Consider the following 13,035-nt stretch of genomic DNA (forward strand, 5'->3'; position numbering starts at 1 on the left):
TCCTTATGCGCCCCAGAATTTAAGGGTCTGTTCGCCAGTGATGGGGTTGCTGGTCACCGCCGTGACGATCACCTTTCGACCGGCTGCGAGGCCATAGCGCGGGTAGCGGATGCGCCCGACCTGGCCCGGTCGCAGCTGCAGGTCAGGCCGCGCGGTCATCCGGCCGGCGTAGAAGTTGCGGGGCACTGCGTAGAGCTTCACGACACGATCAATCTCCGCCTGAGCGTCAGCGCGGCTATCGAAACATGACTCCACCGCTGGCGCGGCCTCCGCGTGCTGGTAGCAGGCAGGCAGATCCCCGGTGGCGTAGACCTGGCCACGGTGGCTGGCAGACAGTTCCTTGCGGATGCTGGGCGGCACCTGATCCAGGCCAGTGGCCATGTCGCCGTCAGCCAGGACTACCGCGTTGGGTCGATAGCCCATGCGTCGGGTGAGGCCGGGGGCCAAATCCGGCATCACAACCAGCGGAGCGGCGAGCTCGACCAGGTCGAGCTCGAATGCCAGGTTCGCATCGGCAACGCTCTCAGGGTCGATCAATCGCGCCAGGCGCAGCACGCCATCCCCATCCTGCCACCAGTCGGCGCAGTAGCTGCCCAGGATCGCAGCCAAGGCCTCGCGCGGCGTGCTGTTGCCGTCCGCAAAGTAGCCCACTCCGGCATAGCCCGTAGCCTGATCGATGGCGACCGCGTCGGCGCTCTGCCATGCAGCTTTCCCAATACGGCCGAACACGTCTGAAAGCGCCTGTTGAAGCGTTGCCGGCCGGTCCGCGCCGATGGTCGAGACGTCAGCTGTCAGCGGCCCGAGAGGTGGCGACTGCAGGGAGAGCTGCTGTCCACCAGCAACCAGGCTGTACGCGGTGCCGGCAACCAGTTCCACTGCGCGGTCACGGACACTCATCACTGATTGCAGGCGCGAATCGCAGATCCATTGCAGCGAACCATCACTGTTTACGGCCGTGGTCGGCACGCTTCGCACCAGCCCGATCACCACGGGCTGCGGCTGCCAGGCGATGCTCTCGCCGTGGGTCGGGAGAAATACGGCCCTGCTCAGCGGCTCATCCAGGTCACTGTGCGCGTCCTTGAACGTAAGGCGCTTGTAACTGTCGTCTTCGACCTCGATTCGATCCAGCACATAGCGAGCGACTGGCACCGCACTGGCCATCGACTGGCCTTGCTCGACCTGGCGCACCGTGACTGGCACGTCACGAATAGCGGACAGCGCAGCGGCATCCAGCATCCCTGCGGCGTCCTGCACGCGGACCTGGGCGCTGCCGGCACGCGACTCATTGCTCCACATCCAGAACGAAACCGCGCTGATCGTACTCAGGCCCTCGGTGGCGATGATCCCAGCGAACGCGGTGTTCGCTGGCGAGTCGCTGGCAGCGCTCATGTAGTCTTCGCTTGCGACCCGGATTGTGGAGATCGGATCGGCAGCCTGGGCCCATCCCGCAAGTGCGGCCGGGCTGAGCCCTTGCCACTGGCCAGCGTTCACAACACAGCGAAGGCCGCGCGCCTTGGTGGCAGCGATAGATGCAGCGAAGTAATACGGGCCACCCGCTAAGACATCAACGCTGGCCACCTGCTGGCCGTCAAGATAGAACTGAGCCTGCGCAGGTGTGCCAGGCAGCACGCGTACCCCCAACGCCTCACCCTTGAGGGGGATTGGCAGGCCGCTGGCAATCACAGCGCCGTTGCGGACCACTTGGCCGGTGTGCAGCTTCCAGCCGACTCCATTGGACGCACCCAACTCGGAGGACAGCGGCGCAGCGGCGTTGCAGAGGCCGATAATCGCAGCGAGAGGATCGTCGCCCCAAAGCATGAACTCAGCGCCGGCAGGACCGGTAAGCGGAAAGGTGCTCCTGGCGATGCGGGCAAGAACAACCGCCCCCGGTGAGGCCACGGTCAAGCCGCCATCCTCTACCAGTAGACCAGCACCGAGCGGAGACGACGCCCAACGGCCGAAGGTACGCACGACGAGTCAAGCCTCCTGGGGAACTTCAGTTGCTTCAAAGCGGTAGACCGCACCGACTTTGAGCGTGGCGGCGTCGGCCGTATCGACCGTGAGATTGATCTGCGGCATGTTCGGCTGACTGACCGGACGGAACTGCAACATCACGCCGGGCTGGTCAGCAGACTCGGAGCGAAGATACAGGCGAGCATCAAAGCGCATGGGTGTTTCCTCTTGATGGATGAGCGGCATTGCCCGGCCGCTCGGACGGGTCACTCTTCAATGGAGACGATGGAAAGGCTGGCGGTAATGTCCAGGCCGGTGAAACTTCCAGACTGATGGCTCACGTCCTGTTCGCTGAACCCAACGATCTCTGCGCGATAGGTGCGATCTTGCGTGCCTTCGCTATCGTTCAACGTCACCGATCCAGACCAGAACGAAATCGCCATATCAGGGCCATCAAACTCGTTCGTAATCGACACGCCGCCACTGGCTTCAAAACTCGTCCAGAACTGCTCTGCGTTGTTGCCCAGCTTCCTGTAGACATTCACCGCACAGGCGTTCCTGTTTCCGCCTGCGACGAAGCCCTGACGGTCCATTCGGCTATTGGTTCGAACTACTCTTCGCTGATAGCTGACAACGACGTTCTTGTTCCGGCCGCTGGTGCTGAACGGGCCAACGACGATAGAGACGCCAATGGTCTGCGTGGTTGTTGACTGTGCCGCATTACGGCGGATGCCTGCCGCAATGGCGCCGCCCCAGTACGCGCCACCATTCACGTCCATCCACACGGTTGCGTTTCGCTTGGTCGCACCGGCTGCGCCGACGTTCGGACCAAAGTAGTCAATCAATCCATCGGGCCCGAAGCCGTTGCCGATGATGCGCTGGACGTTGCCACGCCACACGCGCAGGTACCCGTCCTGCAGCTCCATGCCGTCCGGCGCGCCGGGGCTGATGATGCGCAGGATCTTGGACAGAATGCGCATCTCGCTGCGGTCACCGTTCGCCTCCATTTCCAAGCCGGCCATGTTGCCGTCCACATCGAGCGCGATGCCAAACCTGGCACTGCTCTCCGCGCCGCCTGCGGACCACTCCGGTGGCTCAGTCGCATCCTTGTCCACCATCGATAGCATGGGCCGGAGCCAGCGGACGAACCAATGAGCGGTGCTGAGGTGATGGCTTACGAGAATGCTGCGAGCCCTTACTGCGCTAGCCGGAGCAACCGCCTTCACCCAAAGGCGGCTATACAGAGAGATGGTATTCCCACCACCGGCCAAGTCGGTGGCAGGTGAGCCCACGGAGCCAACCTGGACGCCGTTGGCATCCAGAAATTCGAGAATGAGCCGCGCACGATGCCCCGATGCGTAGACGGAAAGCGCGTAGGTCTTTCCCGCCTCGATGGGGGCATCGCTCGCTGGCCAAACGAACACCGTGCCACTGGCGGCGGTGGTGCCCGCTACGATGAGCGCCCTCATTCCGTAGGGGACGCCAGGGTCAACGCCGCCGGAAATCCCTGCACCCGCAGCGAAATACTTCTGTGTGCCAGTCGCTCCATCGGGCGACCACATGTTCGGCCAGCCCACTGTGCCAGGCCCACCAGTGAACTGGGTATTCCCAAGAAGGTTACCCGCGCCGTTCTGGTTCTTGACCTTCGCCTCAAGCGTCTGGACGGCCGATGAACTGGCCTTGCCTGCTATCTCGGCTTGGACCCCAGTGACGGACTGGCCCAGCGCGGTCAGCTGCTGTCCCTGCTGGGTCACGGTCGAAGTAAGGCCAGCCGTCGCCGCAGAATTTGCCGCTGCCGCCGCTGCTGTTTCCTTGCCACTGGGCACCCAGCCCGTTGCTGCGGTGCCTTCCTGGAACAGCGCGTTATCCAGCTCAATGGCAACGCCCTGGACGGCCGTCGCGTGCATTCGGCCTACGAACAGCCGAGCCTCCACCACATCGTCAACGGTGGTATCGGCTTGGAACACCAGACGCTGCCACTGAGCAGTGGCAACGACGTTGGGCATCGTGCTCGTTGCCTTGATGACACCTGCGGCGTTGCGCCACTGGACGTACATGCGCAGCCCTGTTCCCGCAGTGGCGCGCACGTAGCTGCTGAGAACGTACTGGGTCCGGGGACGAACTGGAACCCACCCATTGTCGTTGCGCGTAGCGAGGCCGAGGTACTGACCGATTGCCGTGGCATTCGCCTCCAGGCGGATCGCGCGACCACCACCGGACAAAGGTGATGGAATGTACTTGAGCACAACGTTCGCCATGTTCCCTTCGCGCTGCCAGCCAGTGGGATCTGACGTGTCGCTTGGGGAGGCTTCATAGCTGCTGTTCGGCAGCAGATTGTCGCCGCCGATACTATCGATCTTGGCATTGACGCTGGTGAGCGACTGACCCAGCGAAACGACGCTGTTCTCATTCGCCAGGGTGCGCGCCTCCAAGCTGGAGGTTGCAGCCGCGTTTGCCTGGGTGGCCCGCTCCAGCGCGGATACGTCCAGGCTGCCCTGCGGGCGTCCGTTGACGAATTCCACGATGAGCTCAACCCACTGGTCGGCACGCCCGGTGGAGACCGGGGGCGACAGCCGCTGCATTGCAGCGCCCTCGCCAGCGCGCTTGCGCCCGACCAGAACGAACATACGTGTTCCGGTCAGGGCTTCAACGTTGCGACGGGAGGCGCCAGAATCAACGAGACGGTCCCTGGCTCCCGCGATGTCAGGGCCCACGCCGTTGCTCAGCGGCCCTGTGTGATCGCTGGTGAATAGAATGAAATACTGATTCTCAGCCAGGGCGTTGTCGTACCAGTCGTTGAAGCTGGCGCATGCCGATGCGCCGTTGCCGTAGGTATCAAAAGTTTGCCGGGTCCCCAAAGTGCTGTCGGCGTTGACCACTTGGACATTGAGGCCGCGTCCGGCACCGCCCATGGTTCCGCCCGCTGCATTTCGCGTTCCGGACGAGCGAGGGCCTCCAGTGGGCTGACTGGTGATGATTGCGTTGGCGGTTATCTCGTAGACCGTGGCGTTACCAATGCCGGCACGAACGGCAGTCAGCGCGGTTCCTTGGGACAGCAACTGTCCCTCGGCATTGGTGACGCGCGCGTCCAGGGCACTGTTAGCCTTCGCATTGGCGGTTGTTTGGGCTGCAATCTCAGTGGCGCTGGGCATCCAGTTGGTTGCTATCTCGCCCTGCTGGAACATCACGTTGTCAATCGCAATAGCCAGCCATTGCCCTGCCGCAGTGCCGGCCGCGCGGATGAAGATGCGCACGCTGACAGCATTGGCAGGCGCGGTGAACGTCCCGGTGTATCGAGTCATTACGTCGGTCATGTCGACAATCGGAGCGTACTGCGCCGGTCCGATTCCTGCGTTGGCGTTGTCCAACCACTGCACCAACAACTGAATCCGGCCCACGTTGGCAGTCATTCGGCATGCCCACGCCGACAGCGTGTACTTTGCCCCTGGTACAGGCTTCGGCCTGTTGGCAGTCGCCACTTCCACGCCGATGTACTGACCCGAAGCCGTGAGGGCGTTGGTCGAACCGATCTGGATGGCCCGCGCAGATCCGGTCACTGCATAGGCTGCGCCATAGCTCACCGTCTGCGCGATGCTGTTGGACGCGAACCAATCCGGCAGAGTGCTGTTTTCGGCATTGCTGGTTTCAAATCCGCTATTCGGCAGCAGATTGTCGCCACCAATATTTGCCAGCGACGCAGTAACGTTGGTGATGGCTGTGCCAAGGCTCGTGATAGTGCCGCCTTGGAGCGTGACCTGGGACTGCAGAGCCTGGAGGGCGCCGTTGGTAGCCTTGCCGTCCACGTCGGTGCGCAGGGCACTGATGAGGCCCGACTGCGCGTTGATGAGGCCCGCCTGCTGAGTGACGGTTCCGCTCAGCGAGCTGAGTCCATCGGCGACTGCCAGGATCTCGGTCACCTCTTCAACTGCGACATCGTCCACCCATAGCGTACCTGCGGTGTTATTGCATGCCACTGAGAGGCGCAGGCCTAGAACGTTGGCGGCAGGGACGGTATAGATGAACTCCAGGTACGTCCAATCGGCCTTGTTCGCGAGGAACGGTCGATCTGCAAGCCAGGCGGCTGCTTGGTCAGCAAGCCTGAGCTTGGAGTCGCCTGCGGTGCCGTTGAACGTGGCGCTGGTCTTGTACCAGCAACTTACGCGGTACTTCTTCGCAGGCCCGGTGGCCATGGTCATGCCTGCGTTCGCAAGCGCAACAGTTGTACGGGCGGAGCCCGTGCCATCGATGCGCAGTGCCGCGCTGCCGCTTCGTCCCTCTGCGGCCGGCCACGAAACACCGGCCAACTGCGAGCCTCCCTGATACGTCCATCCCACGTCCTTGCCGGCGTTCCAGCCACCGTTAAGGATCATGTTGGCGCCCTGGGAAATCATCGCGGGCAACGTTGCATTGACCTGGTCAATACGTTGGCCGATGGCTTCGTCGCGGGTGAGGCTTGCCTGCTCGACCGTGTTGACCTTGGCCTCAGACGCGAGCGCGCCTGTTCCTGCAGGCAGACGGACCTCCACTGCGGACTGGCGCTGGCTGAGCGCTTCGTCGGCGCCGACACGCGCCCTCATTTCGTTGTAGGCCAGGCCGCCCGTTAGCTTCGCCGGATCGTTGCCGGGGTAGTCGCCGCGCATTTGCACGGCCAGTGTGTTGCGCTGGCCAGCCTCAGCCGCCAAGGCGGCCGTTCGCGCGTCGCTCTCCTGCTGGACCATGGCGACGGATGCGCCAGGCGACGGGCGGCCCACGGCAATCCAGTCGTATTCGATGTAGGCGCTGGCGGTCTGCGCACCCGTCAGTGCCAGGCGAATGGCACGCAATGGTGAGGGGCCGTTCCAGGGCAGACGATCAACGTCGAGGACGGCGATGCCGTTGGCGTCGAATGCCGGCACCGGGATGGAAAGCGACTTCGCTTCGTTCCACTCCCGGTCGGCCTCAGTGATCCAGCGAATCAACCCCATCCAGGCGGGATTGCCCACCTTGCGCATGCGCAGCTTGATGAAGCGATAGGCGGCGCCGTCGATATTGAGCGGCGCCGGGGACTGGATGCCGGAGTTGTTGGTGGTGTTGATCGGCCGCAGCATGCCGTCGGCGATAGTTGGGGCGCCGTACACACCCGTCCAGCCTTCCAGTCCTGCGTTGAAATGCCAGATGCCGGCAGAGTCGAACTGCGTGCCGCTGCCTGCGGCGACCTCGGCCAGAGAGCGCGCCATTGAATCCAGGCCGTTCTGGATTTTCGTGTTGACCGTGCTGATGTCAGCGGTGCGCTCGGTTTTTTCGTTCAGCACGCTTTGAATACGGGCGCGCTCTTCGTTGGCCAGGTTGGTGGCCAGATCCTCGGCACGCTTGGCCACTTCGCCCACTGCGGCCGCACTCTTCTGACTCTCTGCCAGGATCTGTGCCTGCGCAGCCTGGAAGTCCGCCATACGCTGCTGTGCCTCGGCAGCATCTGCCAGTGCCAGGTCACGCAGGCCCTGGTCCAGCTTGCCCTGCAGCTGGACCAGCTCCGCCGTCGTCGGCGGCACCACGGGGGCCTGAGCCTTGGGTGTGGAGTCTGCAGACGACACGCCGTTGACCTGGACAGTGACCTTCCACCAGCTCACAACACCGCTGGCCTCGGTGTAGGTGTAGCGCGTGTCTGAGGTTTTGGTGACGTACTTCCATTCGCCCGGCTTTCCGCCTGCATCGGCCGCGCGCCAGAGGACATAGACAGCACCAGCCAGCGGCGAAGCGTTCCAGGTAATGGTCACGCTATCCGCTGCCGGCCTGGTCTCCACGCCTTCGGCAGGAGGAACCACAACAGCTGGCTTGGCCGACGCCACCCAGTTGGAGGGCTGCCGGGTCACAGGCGTGACTGCAGGCAGGCCCTGGCCACCGATTTCAACGAGCAATACTTTCCGGTTCATAGCGCCATCAAAGCGTTGTGTTCACCCTGGCGTGCCAGGGACTGGATGCCGTCACGGACCTGCAGCAGCACCTCGTAAGAGGGATCGACGTAGCCACGCCCCGGTGCGACTGGCGCAGCTGGTGCTGCAGGCGTGTTGCTACCGCCAGGCGCGGCCGACGCCGGGACTGGAACGCGGCTGTCGGTCAGCACCGTGACCATTTCCTGGGCGATGCGCTTGGGCAGATCGAACAGGATTTCTGCCAGGTCGGTGATGTCGGTCTGCTGGTTCTGCAGGTACTTGGCCAGTTCGTCCGTGGTCAGGCCCAGATCCTTGGCCAGCGCCTCAGCGCTGATGCCAGTGATGTTGCGCAGGATCTCCAGCGGATCGCCGCCACGGGCGCCAGCCAGATCGGCCACGCCCTGGGCGATGCGCTGAGCGCGCTCCAGGCGGGCGGCAGCTTCCTGCTGCTGTTCCAAGGCAGCCTTTTGCGCGTACAGCTGCTGCAGCGACGCGGCCGTGCCATCACCGCCAAAGCGCTTGGCGAGCTCCAGCACCTGGGCATAGTCCACCTGATAGCCCTGGCCGCTGGCATTGAGTTTGCGGCTGACTTCCAGGAACTGCTGGGCGTATTGGGTGAAGCTCTCCAGGTTGCCGGCGCTGGCGGCGCTCTGCATCAGATCCGATGCCGTGGAACGCTTCTGCGTGTCGGTGTCCGGTGACAGCGTGCTGCTCAGCTTGAGCGAGTTGATGAAGTCCTGCAGCTTGCTGCTGGTCCCGTCGATGGAACCGCCCAGGCGTTCGATTTCATCGTTGACGCGATTGAGCGCCAGGCCTACCAGCTCCGACTCCAGCGACCTGGCCAGTGCGTCGGCCTTGAGCTGGGCGGCCTGGCGGACGGTGGCCAGATCCTGCTCGCGGGCTGCCAGGCCGCCCAGGGCCTTGGCCTGCTGCTGCAGCGTGCGGATGCGCTCCTGCTCCTCCTGGCGCACAGCCAGGAGCGACTTGGCGAAGCCACTGAAACCATCGGTAGCGATCTCCTGCTGCGCGTTGCCCACTACGCTTCCGTAGGAGGAGGCGGCAGTAGTGATCGCCTTGACCTGTTCCTCCATGGTGGTGCCGGCAGCCTTGGCCATCTGCTGGAACATGGTTGTCGTGCGCTTGACCAGGTCGATTTCCTGGGCATTGAGCGCACGGCCCAGCTCCTGGGCGTTGCCGGTCATCAGCTCGATGGACGCCGCCAGGCTGTTCATCACGTCGCCGGCTTCAAACCCCTTGTTGAGGAAGTCGCCGAAACCGAGGATCGACACGCCGCGCCCGGTCAGGTTCTTGGCCGCGCCGGTAATCAGTTGCTCCAGCTGCGCCTGGGCCTTGTCCGGGTCCGCATCGAGCTGAACCTTGCCGAGGTCTACGCGGACGGAGGACAGCTGGCTGTTGATGTCCACGCCCAGCTGCTCGGCCAGGCTGATGACGCCTGCACGCGCGCGCCCAGTGGCCTGGCTGAAAGCGTCGGTGATCGTGGTATCGACCTGGCCATACTCGGTCCATTTCTTGTCGCTGCGGAACAGGCCGCCCTTGGCCTTGATGTCGGCATAGGACTGGCCGGCGAACCCGTCGAAGCCATACGAGCCAGTCAGGCCCTGCGCCTGAATCTGCGGCTTCTTGCGGCCGAACAGGGCAGCATGGATCGAGGAGCCAGACAGAATGGAGGCGGCTTTGGCGTTGAGGCCGAGCTTGCGCGCCATCTTATCGACGTGACCCACGGCGCCCAGGGTGGCGATCTTGCCCGCCCAGCTTTCGCCATTGGCGATGTCCCAGCCCTGATCGAACAGCTCGGCATTCTTCATCATGGCCGCGACCACCCAGCCGATGATCGGCACGGCCATCGATGCGGACGCCGCGCCGCCACCAGCAGCCCCGGTGCCAATGAAACCGCCGACGTTGTTGCCAAAGCCCATCATCTTGCCTGGCGCAGCCACCCCGGCACGCCAGCCCCCACCGGCCAGCATGGCGTTGGTGCCAGTGAGGTTGCGGCCGCCACCGATCATGTTGGCCAGGCTGCTCATCCAGCCCGAGCCCGCGCCGCCCTGGTTGCCGCCACCGAACATGCCGGCGATCTTCGACAACCAGTTGCCATCAGCTTGGCCACGCGACACACCAGCCAGCGCGCCATTCATGGCGTTAGTGAGCGCATCCTGGAACGGGCGCACCAGGTTCTGCTCAAGCATGGTGCGCACGATGTCCCGCCAACCACGCTTGAAAATGTCCTTGAGGCGGCTGAAGAAGCTCTCAGACTTGTCCAGCCCTCCGCTGAACATATCGGCCAGCATATCGGCGACATCCGCGACACCGCGCGTTCCGACGTTGGCCCATTCCTCCAGGTCGGCGGTCTGCTGTTCGATGCGAATGGAGGCATTGGCCCACGCCCGTGCCTGGGCCATCAGGCCTGCGGTTGCCTCTGCGTTGATGCCCGCTCCGGCCTTGTTGGCCTCGTTGATTGCCTGGAGCATGTCCTGCTCATTGCGCAGCTGGCGGGCGCGGCGCTCGCGCTCGATCCCGACCACGCCCAGCAGCTGCACCTCGCCGCTCAGCGTATCGAGCAATGCCCTGGGCGCCTGCTGCTGCTTGGTGACCTCGGCGGCATTCTTGACCAGCTCGGCCGCTGACGACTTCACCAGGCTGGCGTAGGCCTCCTGGGTGATGAGGTGCTTGGCCAGTTCGCGGTCGAGCTCGGCAATACGCTGCTTGTGCTGCTCCTGGGCAGCCGCCATCGGCCCGGAGAGCTCGGCAGCAGCCAACGCCGCCTGGCGGGTGTACTTGGCCTGGGAATCGGCCTGCTGCTCTGCCAGGCGCGCGGCCTGCTCGCCGGAGCGCTTGGCCTCGGTCTGGGTGCGCGTCAGATCACGGGTGGCCGCATTCTGCTTGTCCAGCGTCAGGGTGAGCTGGATGAGCTGTTCGTTCTTGGCTCGCGCCAGCTGATAGTCGGAGCTGGTCGGGTCCAGGCCCTTCTGCGCGCTTTCCGTGATGAACTGCGCACGCATGCGGGCTGCCTTGCCCTGCGTCTTCTCGATCAGGTCCAGCTGGACGCTCTGGATCTGCTTATCCAGGCCTTCGTTGACCGACTGGAGGGCAGCCTTGATCGCGGCGCCAGCGCTCTTTGCTGATGCTCCCAGCGCGTCAAAACTTGCAACGTTGAGTCGGTTGCGCTGCTCTACGTTGAGCTGCTCATCTGCCCAACGCTGCAGTAATGGACGAGTCTGCTCCAGTGTTTGCCCTTGGTCCGCCTGCCGACGCAGCAGCTGTTCCAACGAGCTGCGCTGCGCGTTGGTTGCGTTGGTAACTCCTGCGGCGCTGAGCACCATGTTGGCCGAGACCGAAATGGCCTTGTCATAGCCCTTGGTCAGGTTGTCCAGCCGGAGCCGCGCGGACTCAATGGCTTCCGACGCGCGCCCCAGCTCCTTGTCGAATCCAAACGGCAGCGCCCGATCACGCGCCTCAAACGAGCGGCGCGTTGCCGCCAGGCGTTCGTACTCATCGCCCAGGTTCTTGATCTCTTTGCGAGCTGCCTCAATGGTTTCAACTGTGCTTGAAAGCTCCGCGAATGATGTGTTCGCGGTCTGCTGATTGAACTCCTGCAGCACCCGCATGGCGGGCTGGAAACCGGCCGTGACGGTTTTGGACAGCTCCTGTGCCTTCTGGTTGCTGTTCATCGCCCAAGCGACGAATAGCGACAGCGCGGTGATCGCAAGGCCTGCAGGGCCACCAAACGCGCCCATCGCCACGTTGAGGCCTCGCATGGCGGCAGCCTTTGCGGTGAGCGCAACGGATGCGGCCTGGGCAGCAGCGGCGGTGCGCAGCTGAGCGGCGGCCAGAGCCTGCTCAGCCGCGGCTACGCCACCTGCCACGCTCATGCCGGCGCGAGCGGCCGACAGGCGGCCTGCCGCCTGCTGCTCGGCAATACGGGCTGCAGCCAGCTCCTCGCGGGCCAGCGCTCGCGAAGCGGCGGCGGCCGTAATCTTCTCGGCGGTAGCCCTGGCCAGGCTGACGACCAGGCGACTTCCCAGGGCGACGGCCAGGACACCGGCTATCTGGTCCAGGTGCTGCATGTTGTTGGCCAGGAACGCGATGCCCTGGGCGATTCCGCCGCTGGCGCCCAGCTCCTGGGAGGACTCGCCGACAAACTTCGTGACGCTGTTGCGCAGCAGCTCCATGGCGCGCCCGACCGTGAGCGGGATCTGCTCAAACTCGGCGGCGATGACGGAGGACTGGTTCTCAAGCGCGGCCACCATCTGATCGACGGTCACCTTGCCGTCGTTGACGTGCTTGCGCAGCTCGCCCATCGACAGGCCCATACCGTCGGCCAGCGCTTTGGCCAGACGCGGCGAGTTTTCCACGACAGAGTTGAATTCCTCTGCGCGCAGCACGCCCCCAGCCAGGGCCTGGCTGAGCTGGACGATGGTGTTGGCGGTGGCGACGTTGCTGGCGCCTGAGATAGCGAACGTCTTGTTGATGGACTCGGTGAGCGCCAGCTGCCGTTGCTGGGTGATCCCATACTCGGCGGTGGACTGCGACAAGCGCGCGTAGAGGGTGGCGGTACTGTCGAGCGCGGTGGCGGTGCGCTGGGAGATGTTGAACACCTGGGCCGATGCGGTGGCATAGGCCTTGTGTCCATCTGTCGCCAGCTTGAGCCGCGCTGAAATGTTGGCGTAGTTGTCCGCAACGGAAATGAGGGCACCGGCCGTCTGCGCGCCAATGTAGGTGGCCACCGTCGCCCGCGCCGATGCCAGTGCGCTGGACACAGCAGAGACACGGCGAGCAGTGGAATCCGCCGCCGTGCCGATGCTGGAAATGCCGGCAGCACCACGCCGTGCCTGGTCGCCGGTTGTCCCTGCCGTCGCCCCCAGGCGCTTGAGCTCGGCATCCGATGCCCGAACGGCTGGCACCAGGCGGCTGTTGTCGGCATCGAGGCGGAGGGTGACGGTTGGGTTCATGGGCTATCCGAGGCTTCGCGATGGGCCATGGCCGTGGTGCCAATCAGCACGTCCAGCGATGGCATCAGGTCTGGCAATAGGTGCGGGGCAATGCCCTGGAGGCAGGCAGCGGCTTGGATCTCGCGCGCTTCAATGCCGTCGTAAACCGGGGCGTGCATGCCGGTGATCCAGCGGGCCTTGCAGCGCACGAACAGTTGGACGAC

General features: G+C 64.2%; 5 protein-coding genes. All 5 read right to left on the reverse strand.

The features are described 5' to 3' along the window. Positions 1-3: 3 nt before the first annotated feature. The gene (locus ACZLIF_RS07210) at positions 4-1,905 is read right to left on the reverse strand and encodes a hypothetical protein (RefSeq protein WP_128987832.1); all 1,902 of its coding nucleotides are present in this window, start codon (positions 1,903-1,905) and stop codon (positions 4-6) included. A gap of 72 nt (positions 1,906-1,977) precedes the next feature. Continuing rightward, positions 1,978-2,169, reverse strand: a complete 192-nt coding sequence (locus ACZLIF_RS07215) for a hypothetical protein (RefSeq protein ID WP_128987833.1) — start codon at positions 2,167-2,169, stop codon at positions 1,978-1,980. A gap of 50 nt (positions 2,170-2,219) precedes the next feature. After that, a complete protein-coding gene (locus ACZLIF_RS07220) occupies positions 2,220-7,862 on the reverse strand; it encodes a carbohydrate binding domain-containing protein (protein ID WP_128987834.1) in 5,643 nt (1,880 codons plus the stop codon). After that, positions 7,859-12,832 (reverse strand): tape measure protein, encoded by a 4,974-nt coding sequence (locus ACZLIF_RS07225; protein ID WP_128987835.1) that lies wholly within the window; start codon positions 12,830-12,832, stop codon positions 7,859-7,861. The genes ACZLIF_RS07220 and ACZLIF_RS07225 overlap by 4 nt, the downstream gene beginning before the upstream one ends. Beyond that, positions 12,829-12,990 (reverse strand): hypothetical protein, encoded by a 162-nt coding sequence (locus ACZLIF_RS07230; protein WP_311069193.1) that lies wholly within the window; start codon positions 12,988-12,990, stop codon positions 12,829-12,831. The genes ACZLIF_RS07225 and ACZLIF_RS07230 overlap by 4 nt, the downstream gene beginning before the upstream one ends. Positions 12,991-13,035: the final 45 nt, after the last annotated feature.

It is taken from the genome of Stenotrophomonas sp. 2201_Sma (assembly GCF_056486685.1).

What these genes read in the sequence shown, in the direction of transcription:
- ACZLIF_RS07215 (WP_128987833.1), bottom strand. Translation starts at nt 2,169, where the DNA reads ATGCGCTTTGATGCTCGCCTGTATCTTCGCTCCGAGTCTGCTGACCAG.
- ACZLIF_RS07220 (WP_128987834.1), bottom strand. Translation starts at nt 7,862, where the DNA reads ATGAACCGGAAAGTATTGCTCGTTGAAATCGGTGGCCAGGGCCTGCCT.
- ACZLIF_RS07225 (WP_128987835.1), bottom strand. Translation starts at nt 12,832, where the DNA reads ATGAACCCAACCGTCACCCTCCGCCTCGATGCCGACAACAGCCGCCTG.
- ACZLIF_RS07230 (WP_311069193.1), bottom strand. Translation starts at nt 12,990, where the DNA reads ATGCACGCCCCGGTTTACGACGGCATTGAAGCGCGCGAGATCCAAGCC.